Origin of the sequence: Devosia sp. Root413D1, from assembly GCF_001425235.1 — a bacterium.
In the GTDB taxonomy this organism is placed as follows: domain Bacteria; phylum Pseudomonadota; class Alphaproteobacteria; order Rhizobiales; family Devosiaceae; genus Devosia_A.
The window spans coordinates 389,090-408,543 of record NZ_LMEA01000001.1; the positions used below are offsets into that span (position 1 = coordinate 389,090).

The 19,454-nt window shown below is 64.6% G+C and carries 21 protein-coding genes and 2 tRNA genes; 13 read left to right on the forward strand and 10 right to left on the reverse strand.

Going from position 1 to position 19,454, the window contains the following annotated elements:
• Positions 1–233: 233 nt before the first annotated feature.
• The 8 genes from ASC89_RS01930 to hemE form a co-directional block, all read right to left on the reverse strand.
• Positions 234–1,106: a ParB/RepB/Spo0J family partition protein gene (locus ASC89_RS01930; protein WP_055874597.1), complete on the reverse strand. Its 873-nt coding sequence runs from the start codon at positions 1,104–1,106 to the stop codon at positions 234–236.
• 10 nt (positions 1,107–1,116) lie between these two features.
• Complete coding sequence (locus tag ASC89_RS01935; RefSeq protein ID WP_055994150.1) at positions 1,117–1,917, reverse strand: ParA family protein; 801 nt, start codon at positions 1,915–1,917, stop codon at positions 1,117–1,119.
• A 23-nt stretch (positions 1,918–1,940) separates the two neighbouring features.
• Positions 1,941–2,591: a 16S rRNA (guanine(527)-N(7))-methyltransferase RsmG gene (gene rsmG / locus ASC89_RS01940; RefSeq protein ID WP_055994152.1), complete on the reverse strand. Its 651-nt coding sequence runs from the start codon at positions 2,589–2,591 to the stop codon at positions 1,941–1,943.
• The gene (mnmG, locus tag ASC89_RS01945) at positions 2,591–4,453 is read right to left on the reverse strand and encodes a tRNA uridine-5-carboxymethylaminomethyl(34) synthesis enzyme MnmG (protein ID WP_055874588.1); all 1,863 of its coding nucleotides are present in this window, start codon (positions 4,451–4,453) and stop codon (positions 2,591–2,593) included. The genes rsmG and mnmG overlap by 1 nt, the downstream gene beginning before the upstream one ends.
• 85 nt (positions 4,454–4,538) lie before the next feature.
• On the reverse strand, positions 4,539–5,861 hold the full coding sequence (gene mnmE, locus ASC89_RS01950; RefSeq protein WP_082533128.1) for a tRNA uridine-5-carboxymethylaminomethyl(34) synthesis GTPase MnmE: 1,323 nt from the start codon (positions 5,859–5,861) through the stop codon (positions 4,539–4,541).
• Positions 5,862–5,873: 12 nt separating this feature from the next.
• Positions 5,874–7,139, reverse strand: coding sequence for a transcription termination factor Rho (gene rho / locus ASC89_RS01955; RefSeq protein ID WP_055874583.1), 1,266 nt, complete (start codon positions 7,137–7,139; stop codon positions 5,874–5,876).
• A 177-nt stretch (positions 7,140–7,316) separates the two neighbouring features.
• Entirely contained in the window at positions 7,317–7,742 is a 426-nt protein-coding gene (gene hemJ, locus ASC89_RS01960) for a protoporphyrinogen oxidase HemJ (protein WP_055874578.1), read from the reverse strand.
• Positions 7,743–7,745: 3 nt separating this feature from the next.
• Complete coding sequence (gene hemE / locus ASC89_RS01965) at positions 7,746–8,780, reverse strand: uroporphyrinogen decarboxylase (protein WP_197421025.1); 1,035 nt, start codon at positions 8,778–8,780, stop codon at positions 7,746–7,748.
• 422 nt (positions 8,781–9,202) lie between these two features.
• On the opposite strand from hemE, the gene ASC89_RS01970 reads away from it, so the two are divergent.
• The 4 genes from ASC89_RS01970 to dnaQ are packed head-to-tail and all read left to right on the forward strand — an operon-like array spanning position 9,203 to position 11,929.
• Positions 9,203–9,796, forward strand: a complete 594-nt coding sequence (locus ASC89_RS01970) for a nucleoside triphosphate pyrophosphatase (protein ID WP_055994155.1) — start codon at positions 9,203–9,205, stop codon at positions 9,794–9,796.
• Positions 9,797–9,801: 5 nt separating this feature from the next.
• Complete coding sequence (locus ASC89_RS01975; RefSeq protein WP_055994924.1) at positions 9,802–10,626, forward strand: shikimate dehydrogenase; 825 nt, start codon at positions 9,802–9,804, stop codon at positions 10,624–10,626.
• Positions 10,626–11,222 (forward strand): dephospho-CoA kinase, encoded by a 597-nt coding sequence (coaE, locus tag ASC89_RS01980; protein ID WP_055994157.1) that lies wholly within the window; start codon positions 10,626–10,628, stop codon positions 11,220–11,222. The genes ASC89_RS01975 and coaE overlap by 1 nt, the downstream gene beginning before the upstream one ends.
• Entirely contained in the window at positions 11,219–11,929 is a 711-nt protein-coding gene (gene dnaQ, locus ASC89_RS01985; RefSeq protein ID WP_055994159.1) for a DNA polymerase III subunit epsilon, read from the forward strand. Before coaE ends, dnaQ begins: the two co-directional genes overlap by 4 nt.
• Before the next feature lie 213 nt (positions 11,930–12,142).
• Here dnaQ and secB read toward each other — a convergent pair whose 3' ends face one another.
• Positions 12,143–12,640: a protein-export chaperone SecB gene (gene secB / locus ASC89_RS01990; protein WP_055874567.1), complete on the reverse strand. Its 498-nt coding sequence runs from the start codon at positions 12,638–12,640 to the stop codon at positions 12,143–12,145.
• Between the two features lie 73 nt (positions 12,641–12,713).
• Positions 12,714–13,163 (reverse strand): FxsA family protein, encoded by a 450-nt coding sequence (locus tag ASC89_RS01995; protein WP_156384465.1) that lies wholly within the window; start codon positions 13,161–13,163, stop codon positions 12,714–12,716.
• 159 nt (positions 13,164–13,322) lie between these two features.
• Here ASC89_RS01995 and ASC89_RS02000 point away from each other — a divergent pair, with 159 nt between their 5' ends.
• The 9 genes from ASC89_RS02000 (at position 13,323) to ASC89_RS02040 (ending at position 19,454) form a co-directional block, all read left to right on the forward strand.
• Positions 13,323–14,030, forward strand: a complete 708-nt coding sequence (locus ASC89_RS02000; RefSeq protein WP_055874565.1) for a Tim44/TimA family putative adaptor protein — start codon at positions 13,323–13,325, stop codon at positions 14,028–14,030.
• Positions 14,031–14,054: 24 nt separating this feature from the next.
• Positions 14,055–14,636 carry a Smr/MutS family protein gene (locus tag ASC89_RS02005; RefSeq protein WP_055994161.1) on the forward strand — a complete coding sequence of 194 codons (582 nt, stop codon included), beginning with the start codon at positions 14,055–14,057 and terminating at the stop codon, positions 14,634–14,636.
• Positions 14,633–14,992 carry a helix-turn-helix domain-containing protein gene (locus ASC89_RS02010; protein ID WP_055874547.1) on the forward strand — a complete coding sequence of 120 codons (360 nt, stop codon included), beginning with the start codon at positions 14,633–14,635 and terminating at the stop codon, positions 14,990–14,992. Before ASC89_RS02005 ends, ASC89_RS02010 begins: the two co-directional genes overlap by 4 nt.
• 236 nt (positions 14,993–15,228) lie before the next feature.
• Positions 15,229–15,302 (forward strand) — tRNA-OTHER (locus ASC89_RS02015).
• Position 15,303: 1 nt separating this feature from the next.
• Positions 15,304–15,371, forward strand: a tRNA-Thr gene (locus tag ASC89_RS02020).
• A gap of 451 nt (positions 15,372–15,822) precedes the next feature.
• Positions 15,823–16,971: a slipin family protein gene (locus ASC89_RS02025; protein WP_320410452.1), complete on the forward strand. Its 1,149-nt coding sequence runs from the start codon at positions 15,823–15,825 to the stop codon at positions 16,969–16,971.
• An 82-nt stretch (positions 16,972–17,053) separates the two neighbouring features.
• Entirely contained in the window at positions 17,054–17,755 is a 702-nt protein-coding gene (locus tag ASC89_RS02030; RefSeq protein WP_082533129.1) for an alpha/beta fold hydrolase, read from the forward strand.
• On the forward strand, positions 17,752–18,075 hold the full coding sequence (locus ASC89_RS02035; RefSeq protein WP_055994166.1) for a low molecular weight protein tyrosine phosphatase family protein: 324 nt from the start codon (positions 17,752–17,754) through the stop codon (positions 18,073–18,075). The genes ASC89_RS02030 and ASC89_RS02035 overlap by 4 nt, the downstream gene beginning before the upstream one ends.
• 227 nt (positions 18,076–18,302) lie before the next feature.
• Positions 18,303–19,454: an FIST signal transduction protein gene (locus tag ASC89_RS02040; RefSeq protein WP_055994168.1), complete on the forward strand. Its 1,152-nt coding sequence runs from the start codon at positions 18,303–18,305 to the stop codon at positions 19,452–19,454.

The window sequence follows — 19,454 nt, forward strand, 5'->3', positions numbered from 1 at the left end:
CGAACCGGCCGCGCCAGCGGCGAAATCGCTCCAGTGGAGCGATTTCAGGTGAGGAGGCCATGAGAGCTACGCTCGAATGGCAACGATGCTGGAAGTGGGCACCCCATTTCCTGGCGCCAGCAGTGTGGCTCCGCCCGTTTGTCTCGCGTCCCCTCGCCCCTCTGGGGAGAGAGGGCGGTGTGGCGCGCTCCCCAGCCTATCGCCCATGCTCCACGTGAAACACGCGGCGGCGTCTACACCCCGTACCCGGTGAGCTTCATGCAGATGCCGTCGAGCTGCTCCAGCGTCCGGTAGCGGATCTCGAGCCGGCCACCCTGGTCTTTGTGATCGATCGCCACATGCAGCCCCAGCACGTCCGAGAGCCGCTTCTCGAGCGCTGCCGTATCGGCATCCTTCTGCTCGGGCGCTGCCGGCTTCTTCTTGGGCGCGTTGATCTCGCGCTGCGTCAGCACCTCGGCTTCGCGCACCGACAGGCCACCGCCAACGATGCGCTTCGCCAACGCCACCGGATCGTCCGCCGTGATCAGCGTGCGCGCGTGGCCAGCCGTCAGTTCGCCGCTCGCCAGCATGCCGCGCACGTCGTCGGGCAGCTTTAGGAGCCGCAGCGTATTGGCGACATGCGAGCGGGATTTGCCGATCACCTGCGCCAGGTCGTTCTGGGTGTACTCAAACTGCTCGATTAGCTGACCGTAACCCATTGCTTCTTCGAGCGGATTGAGGTCGACACGCTGCACGTTCTCGATGATCGCGAGCTCAAGCGCTTCCTTGTCGTCGACATCGCGGATGATCACCGGAACATCGTTCAGCCCGGCGCGCTGCGAAGCGCGCCAGCGGCGCTCGCCGGCAATGATCTCGAACTGGTTCGGATCATTGGTCGGCCGCACCAGCAGCGGCTGCATCACGCCCTTCTCGCGGATCGAGCTGGTCAGCTCTTCCAGCTGAGCCGGGTCGAAGTCGCGCCGCGGGTTGGCGCGGTTGGCGATCAGGAAGTCGACCGGCAGGCGCTTGGAGCTGCTGCCGTCGGCCAGCCGCGCTCCCTCCATCGTCGCCATGTCGCCGATCAGCGCCGCGAGGCCACGCCCGAGCCGTGATGGTTTCTCGTTCATTCCAACTTCCTTATGCGGCCATGAGCTGGCGCTCACGCCGGATCACTTCGGTAGCCAGACGCAGATAGGCCTGGCTGCCGGCACATTTGAGGTCATAGAGCAGCGCCGGCTTGCCGTAGGACGGGGCCTCCGACAGCCGAACATTGCGAGGTATCACCGTATCATAGACCAGCGACCCCATCTCCGAGCGCACATCGGCCAGCACCTGTTCGCTGAGGTTGTTGCGGCGATCGAACATGGTCATCACAACACCCTGTATCGACAGGCGCGGGTTCAGGGTCGTGCGAATTTGCTCAATAGTTTGAAGCAGTTGGCTCATACCCTCGAGCGCGAAGAATTCGCACTGCAGCGGCACCAGCACGGCATCGGCGGCGACCAGCGCATTTATGGTGAGGAGGTTGAGCGACGGCGGGCAGTCGATCAGCACATAGCTGACCGCCTGGCCATTGATGGTCAGGTCGCTCATCGCCCGGAAGGCATCGCGCAGCCGGAAAGCGCGGTCCGCCTGCTGGGCAATAGTGAGCTCGACGCCGAGCAGATCGAGGGTCGACGGCACGATAGCCACGTTCGGCACGCTGGTCATCACCGCGGCCGCCGCCACTTTGGCGTCGCCCATCAGCAGATCATAGCTCGAGACGTCACGGTCGACGCGCGAGATGCCGAGGCCCGTCGAGGCGTTGCCCTGCGGGTCGAGATCGACGATCAGCACACGCTCGCCAATCGCCGCGAGCGCCGTGGCCAGGTTGATTGCGGTAGTGGTCTTGCCGACCCCACCCTTCTGATTGGCGAGGGTCAGGATTCGAGGAGCCAAGGCACGGCCTCCGAGCGTTTCCGCTAACTATTTGATTTCCGTCGCAAATTGCTGATCTCCAGCAACACGCCGGCCTCGTCGGTGGCGCTCTTGATTACTACCACGTCGAACTCCCACGCCAAACGACTTTCCTCAACCTCCACAGCATGATCCTTGCCCTTATGCAGGATCGCGCGGGTTTCCGGCCCAAAGAAGGGGTGGATAAGTTCCAGCAACAGCGGGAGCGCCGCCAGCGCTCGTGAAGTGATCACATCGAAGCCGGAGCGGTCGCCGAGTGTTTCACGTGAATCAAAGCTGTCGGTCCGTCCGGCATGCACCGCTGCGGCCAGACCAAGCTCCCGGATCACCTGCCTGAGGAAGGCGACCTTCTTGCCGATCGGCTCGACCAGCGTGAAGCTTGCCGGGCCGCCCTTGAGGGCGATTGCCAGGGGCAGCGCCGGCAGGCCACCACCTGAGCCAACGTCCAGGAAGAGCTGATCTCCGGGTCGAAGCAATGGCAGAACCTGCAGCGAATCGACGACGTGTCGCGTCCACAGGGCATTCTCTGTTTCACGTGAAACAAGATTCTGCACGGCGTTCCATTTCTTCAGCAGCGCAGCAAACGATTCCAGATCCCGACGCACCGCGGCTTGGGGGCGAGCAAGCGCACCGGAATAGGGCGTAAGATCGTCCATCAACTCGCCTGGCGCAGACTGCCGCGCCGGACCACTGACAGAATCAGGGTGATCGCCGCAGGGGTGACACCATCAATCGCCTGCGCCTGGGCAATCGTTGCGGGCCGTTGCTGCCCGAGCTTCTGCCGCATCTCCATCGAGAGCCCCGGCAGCGCCGCGTAGTCCAGCCAATCCGGGATCTCGCGGCTTTCATCGCGCTTCACTGCAGCGATATCGGCCTCCTGGCGCTGCAGGTAGACGGCGTACTGAGCGTCGACCGTCAGCTGATCGAGGATCCCAGGCGCGATCTCGGCGATCTCAGGCCACAGCGGCACCAGGTTGGACGCCTCAACATTGGGATAGGACAGCAACTCGAACGCGCTGCGTTCGTGCCCATCGGCGTTCACCGCCAGGCCGACCTTGCGCGCCGCCGTTGGCGTGGTCCGCAGCCGATCGAGCGTCGCCCGTCCCTCAGTCAGGGCCGCCGAACGAGCCTCGAAATGCTGCTGCCGCGCCCCGCCGACGAGACCGACGGAAGCAGCGATCCGGGTCAACCGCTGGTCGGCATTATCGCTACGCAGATGCAGGCGGAACTCGGCCCGCGAGGTGAACATCCGATAAGGTTCGCTGACCCCCCGCGTCACCAGGTCGTCGACCATCACCCCCAGATAGCTCTCGGTCCGCGATAGCTGCAAGGTCCCAGCGCCCTTCGCGGCAAGGCCGGCATTGGCGCCGGCATAAAGGCCCTGCGCTGCCGCCTCTTCATAGCCGGTAGTGCCGTTGATCTGGCCGGCCAGATAGAGACCCGGCAGTCGCCGCAGTTCCAGCGTCGGGCGGAGTTCGCGAGGATCGACATAGTCATACTCGATCGCGTAGCCCGGGCGGATGATCCGGACATTCTCCAGCCCAGGCATGGACTTGAGGAAAGCCTCCTGCACCTCAGCCGGCAGGGAGGTCGACAATCCGTTCGGATAGATCGTGTTGTCATCAAGCCCTTCGGGCTCGAGGAAGATCTGGTGGCTGTCCCGGTCGGCGAAGCGGACCACCTTGTCCTCGATCGAGGGACAATAGCGCGGGCCGCGGCTCTTGATCCGGCCGGAATACATCGCCGAACGATGCAGGTTGTCCGAGATGATGCGGTGCGTGTCGGCCGTGGTTCGAGTGATATAGCAACTGATCTGCGGCGTGGTGATCGCCGTGGTGAGGGCAGAGAAGGGCTCCGGCGGGTCGTCGCCGCGCTGCTCCTCAAGCCCAGAGAAGTCGATGGAGGTGGCATCCAGCCGGGCCGGCGTGCCGGTCTTCAGCCGCCCGAGCGTCAGCCCCAGCGCCTCGAGCCGCGTCGACAGCCCAAGCACCGGCTTCTCGCCGACGCGACCGGCCGGGACCGTCTCCTCGCCGCGGTGGATCAGGCCACGGAGGAAGGTTCCGGTGGTCAGCACCACCGCCTTTGCCGCGAAGCGACGCCCATCGAGCAGCACCGCGCCGGCGATCCGACCATTGGTGACGATCAGGTCATCGACCTCGCCTTCGATCACGGTGAGGTTGGGCTGCGCGAGGATCGCCGCCTGCATCGCCTGCCGGTAAAGCTTGCGATCAGCCTGGGCGCGGGGACCACGCACCGCAGCGCCCTTCCGCCGGTTCAGCACCCGGAACTGAATGCCGGCCGCGTCGGCCACCCGGCCCATCAGGCCATCCATGGCGTCGATCTCGCGGACCAGATGGCCTTTACCCAGGCCGCCGATGGCCGGGTTGCAGCTCATCTCGCCGATGGTCGCGAACCTGTGGGTAATCAGCGCCGTCGGCACGCCAAGCCGCGCCGCGGCCGCAGCTGCCTCGCTGCCTGCATGCCCGCCACCAACAACAATGACGCCGAAGTCGCTCATTTCAGGAAATCCTTTGGAGCGCGGGTCTAGTCCAATGTTTCACGTGAATCAACGTCCGGCCGCCGCCGGCAATGTTCCACGTGAATCATTTCCCGATGCAGAAGGCACTGAACAGCCGATCCAGCACCGATTCGGCATCCATCCGACCGAGTAGCCGCTCCAGGGCGAACGACGCCTGGCGCAAGTCTTCCGCCGCAAGCTCCGAACTCTCGAGGTGACCTGCCACCTGGTGCAGACTGATCACCGCCGCCAGCAGGGCTTCACGGTCTCGTTCATGGCTGACCAGCAACTCCGATGCCTGCACGGACCCAGCACCCGAGGCCTCGTAGAGCCGGTCGAGCAGGGAGGCGATGCCAACGCCGGTGTTGACGGACACGGCAAGGTCGGCGCCGGGCACCGAACCAAGATCGCTCTTGGTGCCGATTATGGCGACCGGCGGCTTGGGGCCTGGCTCCCCGGCGAACTCAGGTTCCTGAACGTCATCAGCGGCCACGTCCGGCGCTCGCAACCACAGCACCTGATCGGCGCTGAGCATGGCTTGCCTCGCCCGTTCAACGCCGATCGCCTCGGCCTTCGATGTGGTGTCGCGGATCCCTGCGCTATCAATCAGGATGATCAACTGCCCCCTGACGTCCAGCGGCACTTCCTTCAGATCGCGCGTGGTGCCGGCTTCGTCCGAAACGATCGCGACGTCGGAGCGCGACAGCGCGTTCAGCAGGCTCGATTTGCCGGCGTTGGGCGGTCCGGCCAGCACGACGCGGAAGCCGCTGCGGAGAATCCGGCCCTGACCGCGAGTTGCCAGCACGTCGCCGATGGCGTCACGCAAGGCCTCGACCTCGGCGCCAAAACTTTCCGGCAGCGCACCGACGTCGCCTTCGTCGGAAAAGTCGATCTGCGCTTCGATCTCGGCTCGGAGGTCCAGCAGCTGTTCGCGCCAGCCTTCGACCTGTCGGGTCAGCCCGCCTTCCAGCCGCGCATAGGCAAGGGCCCGCTGGTTCTCGGTTTCGGCTTCGATCAGATCGCCGAGCCCCTGAGCCTCCACCAGGTCGAGCTTGCCGTTCTCGAAAGCGCGACGAGTAAACTCGCCAGCCTCGGCGAGCCGGATACCCGGTTGTGAACTGAGCTTGCGGAGCAGGGCCCGCACCACGGCCGGCGAGCCATGCACCTGCAGCTCGGCACAATCCTCGCCGGTAAAACTCTGCGGCCCCGGCATCCAGGCGACGAGACCGCGATCCAGCGTTTCCTCGCCGATCCGGATATCCGCCAGCTTCAGCTGCCGGGGTGCCGGCAGGGCGCCGAGCATGTCGCTCAGCACACCTCCCGCCCGCGGGCCGGACAGCCGAATGACTGCCACTCCAGAGGGAACGGCGCCGGAGGAGAGGGCGACGATAGTATCGTCGTCGCGCATCGACGCCCTGGCTTAGGTGTTCATCGAGTCGAAGAAGTCGGAGTTCGTCTTGGTCTGGCGGATCTTGTCCATCAGGAACTCCATCGCGTCGACCGTGCCCATCGGGTTGAGGATGCGGCGCAGCACGTACATCTTCCTGAGGATATCCGGCTCGACCAGCAGCTCTTCCTTGCGGGTGCCGGACTTGGTGACATCCATCGCGGGGAATACGCGCTTGTCCGAGACCTTGCGGTCGAGGACGATTTCCGAGTTACCGGTGCCCTTGAACTCTTCGAAGATCACTTCGTCCATGCGCGAGCCGGTATCGATCAGCGCCGTCGAAATGATGGTCAGCGAGCCGCCATCTTCGATGTTGCGGGCAGCACCGAAGAAGCGCTTGGGGCGCTGCAGCGCATTGGCGTCCACACCGCCAGTCAGCACCTTGCCCGAGCTCGGCACCACGGTGTTGTACGCGCGGCCGAGACGGGTGATCGAATCGAGCAGGATCACCACGTCGCGCTTGTGTTCGACGAGGCGCTTGGCCTTCTCGATCACCATTTCAGCGACCTGGACGTGACGCGACGCCGGCTCGTCGAAGGTCGAGGAGATGACCTCGCCGCGCACCGAGCGCTGCATGTCGGTGACTTCCTCAGGCCGCTCGTCGATGAGCAGCACGATGAGGTAGCACTCGGGGTGATTGATGGCGATCGACTGTGCAATATTCTGCAACAATACGGTCTTACCAGTCCGCGGCGGCGCTACAATCAGCGCGCGCTGGCCTTTGCCGAGCGGCGCCACCAGATCCATGATCCGGGCGCTCTTGTCCTTGACCGTCGGGTCCGGCAGCTCGAGGCGGAGCCGTTCATCAGGGTAGAGCGGCGTCAGGTTGTCGAAGTTGATCTTATGACGGACCTTTTCCGGGTCCTCGAAATTGATGGTGTTGACCTTGAGCAGCGCGAAGTAGCGCTCGCCTTCCTTGGGAGACCGGATCTGGCCTTCGACCGTGTCGCCGGTCCGGAGCGAAAAGCGGCGGATCTGCGAAGGGGAGACGTAGATATCGTCGGGGCCGGGCAGGTAGTTCGCGTCCGGCGAGCGCAGGAACCCGAAACCGTCGGGCAAGACTTCCACCACGCCTTCGCCGGTGATGTCGACTTCACGCGCCGCCAGTTCCTTGAGGATGGCGAACATCAGTTCCTGCTTACGCATCGTCGAGGCGTTCTCGACCTCGTAAGTCTCGGCGAATTCAAGCAATTCAGCAGGCGTCTTGGCCTTGAGCTCGCTGAGCTTCATATTTTCCATTGCGCGGAAGACCCTTGGGCAATCGTGAGTGGCGGGAATGTACGGAGAGGGGGGTTCGCCCGGAAAGCGCCGGGGAGGCGCCCATCGATCAGGCAGTGCGCTTCAGATAGCTAAAAGCTTCGCCACATTCAAGCGGAATGCGGATTCACGTGGAACAACGGCTGCTCACGGCGCGCTTCAGAACGGCTTCACCACCACCGAGATCACGATGACGATGGCGATGACGAACGGCACCTCGTTGATCATGCGGAAGAACTTCGCCGGCCTGGTGTTCCGGTCGTTGGCGAAGTCGCGCAGCACCCGGCCATAAAAGCCGTGAATACCGCTCAACAGGATCACCATCAGGGCCTTGAGCCACATCCAGCCCTGGCTGAAATCGACGATGCCGAAGCCGAAGGCCAGCCACAGCCCGAACACCCAGGTAGCGATCATCGCCGGGGTGGTAATTCCCCGATAGAGCCGACGCTCCATCACCTTGAACGTCTCCGATTGCACCGACCCCTTCTCGGCATCGGCGTGATAGACGAACAGCCGGGGCAGGTAGAGCATCCCGGCCATCCAGGCGATGACCGACAGGATATGCAGCGCCTTGACCCATTCCATCCCTCAAGCTCCTCGCGCCACTGCAATCAGCCGCTCGACATGGCCGATCGGCGTTTCCGGCACGATGCCGTGCCCCAGGTTGAAGATATGCGGACGGCCGCGGAATGCCGCAACGATCTGGCGCACGCGATCATCCATCTGCTCGCCGCCGGCCAATAGCCGCAACGGATCGAGATTGCCTTGCACCCCGAGCCCTGCCGGCAACTCGGCGGCAAAGCCAAGCGGCGTCGCATAGTCGAGCCCGAGCACGTTCACGCCGGTCGCCTTGGCATAGGCCGGCAGATTGCCCGCGGCACCACGCGGAAAGCCGATCACCGGCGCCCCCGGAACAAGCTTCCTAAGCCCTTCGACGATCCTCCGGTTCGGTTCGATCACCCAGTTGCGGAACGCCACCTCATCCAGGTTCAGCGCCCAGCTCTCGAACAGCTGCACCACATCGGCGCCGGCGCCGAGCTGCGCCGCCAGGTAGTCGATGCTGGTTTCGACCAGAATATCGATCAGCTTCGCAAAAGCCTCAGGCTGCGTCAGGGCGAACACTCGCGCCGCCGTCTGATCCGACGAGCCACGTCCGCCGATCATGTAAGTCGCAACCGTCCAGGGCGAGCCACAGAAGCCAATCAGGGTCTTATCGGCACTGAGGCCAGCTCGAACCCGTCGAACGGTCTCGATGATGGGGCTGAGCTTCTCCAAAGCCCCTTTGGGATCGAGCCGCGGGATCGACTCTGTCGTCAAGGGCTCGAGCAGTGGTCCCTCGCCGGCTTCGAAACGGACATACTGGCCGAGTGCATCGGGGATCACCAGGATGTCGGAAAAGAGGATCGCCGCATCGAGATCAAAGCGCCGCAATGGCTGCAGCGTCACTTCGGCAGCCAGTTCCGGGTTGTAGCAGAGATCGAGGAAGCTGCCGGCCTTGGCCCTGAGCTCCCGATACTCCGGCAAGTAGCGTCCAGCCTGGCGCATGATCCAGATCGGCAACCGCTCCTGGCGCTGCCCGAGCACTGTCTCAAGCAGCGGTTTCAGCACCGGCGTCGCGGTCATCGCCCAACCAACCCAAAAGACTCTAGATTCTTAATCATCATTATCATGGCGGTGTTTTGCAGGAATTCCGCTTTGCCCACAACGCGCATGGCGGCGACAGAAGCGCGCGGCGCGGGGGCTAAGCCGAGGCTGTGAATCGTCGTCTGTAGACAAAGCCGGGCGTCCCCGGAGTCGTCCGGCTTACTAAGTCTTAACCATGTCACAATCGCTAACGAACCGTTAACGAGCCTGTGGATGATGGCGTGCCAGACGCAAGCGGTTATCCCCGTAGCTCACATTAAGCCTTCGTTAACTCTCCCCGGGGGCCGGGCTGTTGAAGGATTTCGTCCCAGCGGGGAGAACTCGGCCGGTCACCGGCCTCGCCGGCTTTTCCACCGCCGGTGGACTTGAGCGAACAAGGACAGTGTGGAAAACCCCTGACCATGCTGATCCTCGCTTCGAAGAGCCCAACGCGAAAAGCCCTGCTGGCGGGAGCCGGCTTGCGATTCGAGACGAGTCCAGCGCCAATCGACGAACGAGCGCTCGAAGCCGATGTGCTGGGGAAAGGCGGAGCTGCGCCGCAGGTGGCGCGCCGCCTCGCCGAAGCCAAGGCACTTGCCGTTTCCGGCTCCCGTCCGGGCATCGTCATCGGTGCCGATCAGGTGCTGGCGCTGGACGGCGAGCTGCTGCACAAGCCGGAAAGCCTCGCCGCGGCGGCAGCGCAGCTCGATCGGCTGGCTGGTCGAACGCACCATCTGCACGCCGGTGTGGCGCTCGCCGCCAATGGCAGTCTGCTGTGGTCGAGCACGGAAACCGCCGCGCTGACCATGCGCCGCTTCGATGCGGCGGAGCGCGACCTGGTGCTTGCGCTGGAGGGGGTCGATGTTCTCGGCTCGGTCGGCGCCTACCGGCTCGAAGGTCCCTCGATCCGGTTGTTCGAGCGGATCGAGGGCGACTATTTCACCATTCTGGGGCTGCCGCTGTTGCCTCTTCTCCAGGCCTTGCGTCAGCATGCGCCGGAAACCCTGAGCCAGTGATTCACGTGAAAAAAGCCTTCGTCATCGGCCATCCGATCAAGCACTCCCGCTCGCCGCTGATCCACGGTACGTGGCTGGCCGAGTATGGCATCGATGGCAGCTACGAGGCGATCGACGTCGCGCCGGAGGATCTGCCGGCCTTTGTCGAGCGGCTGCGCCAAGGCGAGTTTGTCGGCGGCAACGTCACCATCCCGCACAAGGAAGCGGTGTTCGCGCTCTGCGACAGCGTCGATCCGCTGGCCAGGACCATCGGCGCGGCCAACACTCTGGTGCGTCAGCCCGATGGCCGGATCCACGGGTTCAATACCGACTATATGGGCTTTCTCGGCAATCTCGATCAGAACGCCGCCGGCTGGGCTCAGGGGCTCGAGCGCGCCATCGTGTTCGGCGCCGGCGGAGCAGCCCGCGCCATCCTCGTGGCGCTGCGGGAGCAGGGCGTGCCCGAAATCGTGCTGCTCAACCGCACGCCGGAAAAGGCCGCGGCATTGGCGACGGAAATCTCTGGGCCATTCGTTCCGGGCGCGCTCGCCGACTATGCCCGTTACGCTCCCGGCGCCGGCCTCGTGGTCAACACCACCTCGATCGGCATGCACGACACCCGCTTCGAGGATCTCGACTTAACGCTGCTGCCACGGACCGCGCTCGTCACCGATATCGTCTACGTGCCGTTGGTGACCCCGCTGCTCGCCGATGCCAAAGCCCTGGGGCTCCGCACCGTCGATGGCCTCGGCATGCTGCTGCATCAGGCGGTTCCGGGCTTTGCCGCTTGGTTCGGCGTGCGCCCGGTGGTGACGCCGGCGCTGCGGGCAAGGATCGAGGCGACGCTCTGATGCTGAAGCTCGGCCTTACCGGTTCGATCGCCACGGGCAAGTCCACTGCTCTCAAGGCTTTCGCCGATCTGGGGGTGCCGACCTTTTCGTCCGACGAGGCGGTGCACGAGCTCTATCGTGGGGCGGCAGTGGCCCCGGTCGAAGCGGCCTTCCCCGGGGTCAGCGTCGATGGCGTCATCGATCGTGAAAGACTCAGCCGGCAGCTGATCGGTCATCCCCAGCGGTTGCAGGAGCTCGAGGCCATCGTTCATCCGCTGGTGCGGGCGCGGATCAGGTCGTTTCTTTCCGATGCCGCGGCACGCGGCGAAGCAATTGCGGTGGTCGATATCCCGCTGCTGTTCGAGAACGGCGTCGACTGGGGCCTCGATGCGGTGATCGTCACGGTAGTCGACGAAGCCGAGCAGCGCCGGCGGGCTCTGGCCCGGCCGGGGATGACGGTGGAAAAGCTCGAGGCCATCCTTGCCCGACAGCTGCCGCAGGCTGAAAAGGTGAAACGCGCCACCTACATAATCGACACCTCCGATACCATCGATGCGACCCGAGAGAGGGTTGCCGAACTGGTGCAGAGGCTGCGTCAAGAAGCTCAGGCCAGATGACCCGCGAGATCGTCCTCGATACCGAAACCACCGGCCTGTCTCCGGTGACCGGCGACCGCATCGTCGAGATCGGCTGCGTCGAGCTGATCAACCACATCCCGACCGGGCGGCACTTCCACATCTACCTCAATCCCGAGCGCGACGTGCCGGACGAGGCGTTCCGGGTGCACGGGCTGTCGACCGAGTTCCTGCGCGACAAGCCGCTGTTCCGGGCCGAGGTGGACCGCTTCCTCGAGTTCATCACCGATGCGACGCTGGTCATCCACAACGCGCCGTTCGATATGGGGTTTCTCAACTACGAGCTCGAAAAGCTCGGCCGCCCCAGTCTCACCAACGAGGTGATCGATACCGTGATGGTGGCGCGCGAGCGTCATCCGGGTGCCCGGGTCAGCCTCGATGCGCTCTGCAAGCACTATGGCATCGACAATTCGAAGCGCGTGCTGCACGGCGCGCTGCTCGACAGCGAGATCCTCGCCGATGTCTATCTGGAGCTGATCGGTGGCCGGCAGGTGGCGCTGGCGCTGGTGGCCGAAACGCATGTCGAGCCCGGCATTGCTGTCACCATCGTGCCGGCGCGGCAGCGACCGGTGCCGCTGCCGTCCCGTCTCAGCGATAGCGAGTTCGCCGCGCATCTGAAACTTCTGGGCACGCTGGGCGCCGACGCGTTGTGGAGCAATTATCCCACCGAGCAGGTGGCAGCCGAATAGGCTTGGGCCCAGGCAAACGCCCATACGTCCTAAGCTATGGCCGTGCCCCAGCCACCGGGTCATTCCCGCGAAAGCGGTAAGCTCTGTCTTCTTGCTTGCGGCACCATCTCAAATGGAGGTCCCCGCTTTCGCGGGGATGACACCGTGGGTGGGGCAAGAACTGTGCGTACCGCGCAGCGCCACCAACCCACTGGCTGCTGGCCTCCAGCCAGACTAGTTCGGCTGCGTGTTGGCGGCCTGCTGGGCCTGCAGGTTGCGGACGTTCTGGATGTAGAGCGCCTGAAAATCCACCGGCTCCATCATCAGCGGCGGGAAGCCGCCGAGCTGGACGATGGTGGCCAGCACATGGCGGGCGAACGGGAAGATCATCCGCGGGCATTCGACCATCAACAGGGCCGGCAGCTGCTGCTCGGGCACGTTCTTGACCCGGAACACCCCGCCATAGACCAGCTCGACATTGAACAGCACGGTCTTGTCGCGCTCGGCCTTGGCGTTGAGGCTGATTTCGACCGCATAGAGGTCGTCGGCCTGCTTCTTGACGCCGACATTGATGCCGACGGTGAAGTTGGGGTTGGTGCCGCCGAGCATCACCGAGCCGGGTGCGCCCGGGTTCTCGAAACTCAGGTCGCGGGTGTACTGCCCAACGAGGCTGTAGCTGGGCGCCGTGCCGGCGTTCGCGGGTGCGGCTTCGGGCGGGGTCTGGTCAGCCATAGTCGAAAATTCCTCGAGCTTTCGGTGGCCGGCTGGCTAGCACCTTTGGCCCCGAGCCACAAGCATTCCGGCCTCAGCGCGGCCGCCACTCATCGGAATCGAGGTCGATCGTGCCGTCGTCGACACGCCGCTGGGTAAAGCCAGGGCCGGCCCCGGTGGTCGTCGTTACCACGGTGACCCGCGACTTGAGGAACGCGTAGATTGCCGAACGCACCGGCGGGATCAGCAAGAGGATGCCGACGAGGTCGGAAAAGTAGCCGGGCAACAGCAGCAAGAGGCCCGCGAAGCCGATCATCATCGCATCGGCCAGGGCGCGGGCCGGCAACTGGCCGCGCCCGACGGTCGAGCGCATCTCGTTGAGCAGCGACAGCCCCTGCATGCGGATCACCAGCGAGCCGATCAGCGCCGTCAGCACCACGCCGGCCAGCGTCGGCCATAGCCCGATGGCATTGCCGATCACCACGAAGAACGCGATCTCGATCAACGGCACCACGAGGAAGAACAGGAACAACAGGCGGCCCAATGGGGTAACCCTTTCGAAAGCGCTGCGTCATAAAGGCCTCAGCGGGCCCCTCAGCCAAACGTGAACTGGTTTCCGGCTGAGCGTTTCCCTATATATAGGGCACATTCCTGGCTCCGCGAGCCGGGCGCCCCCCTTTCTCTGGCGCGAGTAGCACGTCCGATGGATGAATTCTTCGATATCCCCACGCTCATCGTCATTGGTCTGGCGATCGTCGTGCTGTTCCGCCTGCGTCAGGTGCTTGGCACCCGCACGGGCCGCGAGCGGACGCCGCAGCGCGAGGCCGCGCCGGCAAAAGCCGGGGAAGAGAACGTCGTGCAGATGCGGCCGCGCCCGGCGCCCGAGACCGATGAGGATCAGGCGCGTGCTGCCCGCAAGCTCGAGGCCGAGGTTACTCAGTTCGCGCATGGCGACGAGAAGGTAGCGGCCGGGCTCAAGGCGGTTGCCGACGCCGACCCGAGCTTTTCGCCCAAGAGCTTCATGGAAGGCGCCAAATCCGCTTACGAGATGATCGTTACGGCCTTCGCCGCCGGTGACCGCCAGACGCTGAAGAACCTGCTCGAAAAGGACGTTTATGACGGCTTCGAGCGGGTGATCAAGGACCGTGAGACCGCTGGCCATAAGGTCGACTTCACTTTCGTCGGCCTGCCCAAGGTCGAGATCTCGGACGCCGAGCTCGACAAGCGCGCCGCCAATGTCACCATCCGCTTCCACGCCGAGGTGGTTTCCGCCACCCGCGACAAGGACGGCAACCTGCTCGAGGGCAATGCCGACCAGGTCACCAACATCGCCGACGAATGGACCTTTGCGCGCAACCCCAAGTCGCGCGATCCGAACTGGAAGCTCGTCGCCACCAGCCAGCTCGAATAGCAGGCCGCGCTCGGGGGCGATGCGATGGCCAAGCGCCGGTCGGATGGAAAGGGCCAGCTCCCCGACTGGCACCTTTGGCTCGAAGTGTCGCAGACGGTGTCGCCGCTGCGCCCACCACGCCCCATAGTCAATCTCGAATCCGAGCCGCTGCCGATTCCGGCGCCGCCGGTGCCCAAACGGCACCGGTTGTTGCCTGCTATGGCGCCATATCAATCCGATGGCCGGCCGGGCAAGAAGGCCCCGCGGCCGGGGATCGAGCCCAATCTGAAGCAGCGCCTGCAGCGCGGCCGCGAGGAGATCGATGGCACGATTGACCTGCACGGCATGCGCCAGGTCGAAGCCCATGCGGCGCTGACCCGCTTCATCCATGCCCGCTCGGCGCGCGGCGATCGCACCCTCCTGGTGATCACCGGCAAGGGGCTGAAAAAGCTCGGCGACGATGCGGCGGTGATTGTCGAGCGCGGTGTGCTGCGCGCCATGCTGCCGGTCTGGCTGTCCGAGCCCAACCTCGCCCCGCTGGTTGCCGGCTGGGATACCGCGGCCCAGGGGCATGGCGGTGATGGCGCCTTCTATGTTCGCTTGCGGCGAGAGCGGGATTACCGATGACACCACTGGGCCTCAAACTGCGCGCCATGCGCGAAGAACGTGGGCTGACCCTCAAGGACATGGCCAAGGCGCTGCGGGTCTCGAGCGCCTATCTTAGTGCGCTCGAGCATGGCCGCCGCGGCAAGCCGACCTTTGCGCTGCTGCAGAAGATCATCGCCTATTTCAACGTCATCTGGGACGACGCCGAGGAATTGCAGCGCCTCGCCGAAATGAGCGATCCGAAAATCACCATCGACACCGCCGGCATGTCGCCGGAAGCCACCGAGCTCGCCAACCGCCTCGCCCGCGATATCGGCCGGCTCGCGCCCGATGACTTGAGCTTTCTCAGCAATGAAGTGGCCCGCCGGCTGAAATAGTTGCCGCCATTGCGTACCGCCAAGTACGCATCGTTAGCTGTTGTTGCATAAATGTCTCGCAACTGCCGTACCGCAAGTTACGTAAGAAATTGCTGCTTGCCCCCCTCCAGCAACAGGCCTAAACGCCCGCTCCCGGCGACGTGCCGGTGACTGGCAAAGGGTCGAGCTCGTGAGCTCTCGCCTGGCGCGGATGGCCTTGCCTCCCCGTGTACCGCCGGCCACCGGAAACCGGGATTGCGCATGTAGCTCAGCCTGGCAGAGCGCCGGAGCGATCCGGAGGTCGCGGGTTCGATTCCCGTCATGTGCTCCAAGATGTAGCTCATTTGGGTAGAGCATCAGACTTGTAATCTGACGGTAGAGGGTTCGATTCCCTCCATCACGGTCCTTCAAAAGGGCCGCCAGCTTAGGGTGCTGGTTATTGAGACTAAGGGTTCTGGGGCCGGTCCTGCGGGGGCGGTCGCGGCAGCAGAGGCGAAAGCCCGCGCTGCCAAAAGCCGGAACCGCCCTTCGAGGGGTGCTCCGGCGCCGGCTGAAGGATGAACATGGTTCTGGCCCGGCCCGCGCACTCGTTTGCGCCATGGCTTCGCCGTTCCCATCGACATCCCGCTCGCCGGCCTGCCCGCACCCCTGGTCGGTCGGCCGCCCCGGAACCTGAATTTGAGTGGTCGCGCTTTCGAACCGGAAAAGTCTCTCAACTTTTCCTGAAAACGCTCCGCTGCCATTCGACCGGTCCCGCAGGGTGCGAGCCGGCGAACCACCGGGCCAGCTGGCCCAAACCAGTGAGGGACGAGCTCAGGGCATGACCTAGAGACGTTACAAGGAGGACGACCATGGTGATCGAAATTCTGGATCGGGTGCGCGGTGTGCAGCGTCTGATCGTCAAGGAAAACCAGCGCGTCATTACGCTGTACAAGGGCAAGTTCCGTGGGGTCCTCACCCCGGGCGAGCACGTGCTGCGGGCTGACCGCGGCCGGTTGGAGATCGAATGGCACGATCTCGCACGTCCGGAGTTCGTCTCGATCTTCGACAAGGCGCTGTTCCGCGACCACGCTGAGGTGGCGGAAGAGTACCTGACTGAGATCCGCGCCGGCGCCGACGAGGTGGTCGTGGTGTCTCGCGACCAGCGCCTCCATGCCGTGCTGAAGCCGGAGGAGCGTGCGGTCTACTGGACCGAAGCTGGTCCCTGGACCACCGAGCGCTTCGATGTCGCGGGTGATCTCGCCGTGCCGGACAAGGTGCAGAAGCGCCTGACCGCTGTGGCGAGGCTCACCCTGGTCACTTCGGTCGATGTCGCCGAGGGCCATGTCGGCCTGCTGTTCGTCGACGGCAAGTTCGTCCGCGAGCTCGAGGCGGGCGCGCACATGTTCTGGGCGGTGACCCGCAAGGTTGCGGTGAAGGTCATCGATCTGCGCCGCCAGTCGCTCGACGTGACCGGCCAGGAAATCCTGACGCGTGACCGTGTCACGCTCCGGGTGAACCTCGCCGCCGAGTACCAGGTGGTGGATGCGGTGAAGGCCGCGACCACCGTCAAGGATTTTGCCGACGCGCTCTACCGCGCCCTGCAGTTTGCGTTCCGCAAGTCGCTGGGTTTGAAGAGCCTCGACGAGATCCTTGCCGACAAGGTGACGGCCGAGGCCGAGGCGATTGCCGAGGTGCGGACGCAGATGGCGGCGATTGGTCTCTCGGTCGGTGAGATCGCGGTCAAGGACGTGATCCTGCCCGGTGAGATGCGCGACATCCTCAACAAGGTTGTCGCGGCCGAGAAGGAAGCCGAGGCGAACATCATCCGCCGGCGCGAGGAGACGAACGCCACCCGTTCGCTGCTCAACACCGCGCGGGTGATGGCCGAGAACCCGGTAATGCTGCGGCTCAAGGAGCTCGAGGCGCTGTCGGAAATCGCCGGCAAGGTCGAGCGCCTGACCATCCACAACGGTACGGCAGGCCTGATGAACGACCTCGTCAAGCTCCGCGACGAGTAACACTGAGGCCGCCGGGGGTAACTCCGGCGGCCAAACCGATGCATTCCACGCCGGCCCGGGTTGACCTTTTGCTGGTGGTTCGATGCTCGTCGTGCTGCTGCACGGCATCGCCCGGACCAGCCGCAGCATGCGGCCGATCAAGGCCGCTATCCGCGGCGCCGGCTATTGCACGCTGAACCTCGACTACCCGTCCCGACGTCATGACCTTGCCGGGCTGGCCGACATCGTTGGGCAGCAGCTTGCCGCCGCGGGCGCCTGGGATGCGCCGAAACTGCATTTCGTCACTCATTCGATGGGCGGACTGGTTGCGAGACAGCTGCTGCTTGGTGATCGCCCGACCCACGCCAGGATCGGCCGGGTGGTGATGCTGGCGCCGCCCAGTGCCGGCAGCGAGGTCGCGGACTTTCTCGCGCCATTGCCGCCCTACCGCTGGCTCTATGGTCCGGCCGGCCAACAGTTGACCACCAGCCACCGCAGCGGCATCTGGCGAACGAGCCCCGACTTCGAGCTGGGCATCATCGCCGGTGCGACAGGTTGGCCGTACCTGCTCGGCAACCTGCTGCTGCCGCGGCCGCACGACGGCCGCGTTTCGGTCGAACGCACGCGAGTCGACGGCATGCGAGACCATCTTGTCGTCCCGGCAACCCACAGCTTCATCATGCGCGTGCCCGAGGTCCAGCGGCAGGTGCTGCATTTCATTCGGCACGGTGGCTTCGCCCACCGGGTGGACGGTCCGGCTGAACCGAGGGCGGCCACCGGGCCGGCGACGGATATTCAGCAGTGAAGAACGCCCTTTTCATCTGCAGCGGCAATCGCCTGCGCAGCCCGACCGCAGAGGCGGTCTTCGCGATCTGGCCGAACGTAGAAACCGACTCCGCGGGTCTCGACAACGATGCAATCGTTCGGCTGTCGCCCGAACAGATCGAATGGGCCGACCTCATCTTTGTGATGGAGGCGTCGCATCGCAACAAGCTCGGCAAGCAGTTTCGCCAACATTTGAAAGGCAAACGCGTCATCGTCCTCGGTATTCCCGACGACTACGCCTTCATGGCGCCCGAGCTGGTGGCGCTGCTCAACAGCAAGGTCGGTCGCTATCTCCGCTGAACCGCTTGGCTTGCGTCGTAAACTCGGGCTTACCCAGCAACGAGGCGATAAGCGGCCTAAGAGACCCGTGCGCCATCCACGTCCAGCGCAATGGTACATGGCAGGTTTGCGCCCTCGGTAGTTGTTGGTAGTTGCGCCATACAAGCAAAGCAAGTTCGACAAGTCGTCGAAGTGTTAAGGTTTACTGCGGACAATCGGTCGCCTCGCTGCTGTTGGGAGAAAGCGATATGCGGGCCTCGCAACTGTTTTGGCATGATGCTTCGCGCTGGTCGGAGAGCCCGGGCGGCCTCGAGCGGGCGGGGCTGGTGTTTTACTTCGGCACCCGGCAGATGCTCGCCGATGGCGCGCTCTACGACAGCCTGCGCCAGCGCTTCCCCGAGGCACATGTCCTGGGGTGCTCGACCGGCGGCCAGCTTGCCGGCACCGATGTCAGCGACGATATGGCCTGTGCCCTGGCGCTCGATTTCGACGCCACCACGCTGCGCGTCATGCGCGCCGATATCGCCGGAGCCGCCGACTCGCGCGCCACCGGCCAGGCAATCGGCGCCGGCCTCAAGGGCGACGGTCTTGCCGGGGTGTTCGTCCTGTCCGATGGGCTGCACGTCAATGGCAGCGCGCTGGTCGAGGGTATCGTCGATGCGGTAGGCCGTGGCGTACCGGTGAGCGGCGGCCTCGCCGGCGACGGCGCCGACTTTGTCGAGACCCTCGTCGGCTGCGATGGCCCGCCGATGCCCAATGCGATCGCCGCGGTCGGCTTCTATGGCGATGCGATCCGCATCGGCCATGGCAGTGCCGGCGGCTGGGATGTGTTCGGGCCGATGCGGCGGATCACCCGCGCCGACGGCAATGTGCTGCACGAGGTCGACGGCAAGCCGGCGCTCGACCTCTACAAGCTGTATCTCGGTCCCGAGGAGAGCCAGAACCTGCCGGGCTCGGCGCTGCTCTTCCCGCTGCGCATCTTCGACCCGCGGCATCCCGAGCGTAGTGTGGTCCGGACCATTCTTTCGGTCGATCAGGAGGCCGGGTCCATGACCTTTGCCGGCGATATGCCGACCGGCTGGTCAGCCCAGCTGATGCGCGGCAATTTCCATCGGCTTTGCGCCGGGGCGGCCGAAGCCACCCAGCGGGCGGTGCTGGACGCCGGGTCGGCCCCCGATACCCAGAGCGCCGCGATCTTCGTGAGCTGCATCGGGCGACGCCTGCTGATGGGCCAGCGGATCGACGAGGAGATCGAGGCAGCGACAGCCGAGTTGTCGGAACACTGTCTGCCGGTCGGATTCTATTCCTACGGCGAGATTTCCCCCGACGAAGAGTCCGGCTTCTGTCAGCTGCACAACCAGACCATGACGGTGACCGTGTTGAGCGAAGAGGCGGCCTGA

Excerpts from the sequence above, each read along its gene's own strand:
- ASC89_RS01930 (WP_055874597.1), bottom strand. The coding sequence starts at position 1,106 with ATGAACGAGAAACCATCACGGCTCGGGCGTGGCCTCGCGGCGCTGATC.
- rsmG (WP_055994152.1), bottom strand. The coding sequence starts at position 2,591 with ATGGACGATCTTACGCCCTATTCCGGTGCGCTTGCTCGCCCCCAAGCC.
- mnmG (WP_055874588.1), bottom strand. The coding sequence starts at position 4,453 with ATGAGCGACTTCGGCGTCATTGTTGTTGGTGGCGGGCATGCAGGCAGC.
- mnmE (WP_082533128.1), bottom strand. The coding sequence starts at position 5,861 with ATGCGCGACGACGATACTATCGTCGCCCTCTCCTCCGGCGCCGTTCCC.
- rho (WP_055874583.1), bottom strand. The coding sequence starts at position 7,139 with ATGGAAAATATGAAGCTCAGCGAGCTCAAGGCCAAGACGCCTGCTGAA.
- hemJ (WP_055874578.1), bottom strand. The coding sequence starts at position 7,742 with ATGGAATGGGTCAAGGCGCTGCATATCCTGTCGGTCATCGCCTGGATG.
- hemE (WP_197421025.1), bottom strand. The coding sequence starts at position 8,780 with ATGACCGCGACGCCGGTGCTGAAACCGCTGCTTGAGACAGTGCTCGGG.
- ASC89_RS01970 (WP_055994155.1), top strand. The coding sequence starts at position 9,203 with ATGCTGATCCTCGCTTCGAAGAGCCCAACGCGAAAAGCCCTGCTGGCG.
- coaE (WP_055994157.1), top strand. The coding sequence starts at position 10,626 with ATGCTGAAGCTCGGCCTTACCGGTTCGATCGCCACGGGCAAGTCCACT.
- dnaQ (WP_055994159.1), top strand. The coding sequence starts at position 11,219 with ATGACCCGCGAGATCGTCCTCGATACCGAAACCACCGGCCTGTCTCCG.
- secB (WP_055874567.1), bottom strand. The coding sequence starts at position 12,640 with ATGGCTGACCAGACCCCGCCCGAAGCCGCACCCGCGAACGCCGGCACG.
- ASC89_RS02000 (WP_055874565.1), top strand. The coding sequence starts at position 13,323 with ATGGATGAATTCTTCGATATCCCCACGCTCATCGTCATTGGTCTGGCG.
- ASC89_RS02005 (WP_055994161.1), top strand. The coding sequence starts at position 14,055 with ATGGCCAAGCGCCGGTCGGATGGAAAGGGCCAGCTCCCCGACTGGCAC.
- ASC89_RS02010 (WP_055874547.1), top strand. The coding sequence starts at position 14,633 with ATGACACCACTGGGCCTCAAACTGCGCGCCATGCGCGAAGAACGTGGG.
- ASC89_RS02025 (WP_320410452.1), top strand. The coding sequence starts at position 15,823 with ATGGTGATCGAAATTCTGGATCGGGTGCGCGGTGTGCAGCGTCTGATC.
- ASC89_RS02030 (WP_082533129.1), top strand. The coding sequence starts at position 17,054 with ATGCTCGTCGTGCTGCTGCACGGCATCGCCCGGACCAGCCGCAGCATG.
- ASC89_RS02040 (WP_055994168.1), top strand. The coding sequence starts at position 18,303 with ATGCGGGCCTCGCAACTGTTTTGGCATGATGCTTCGCGCTGGTCGGAG.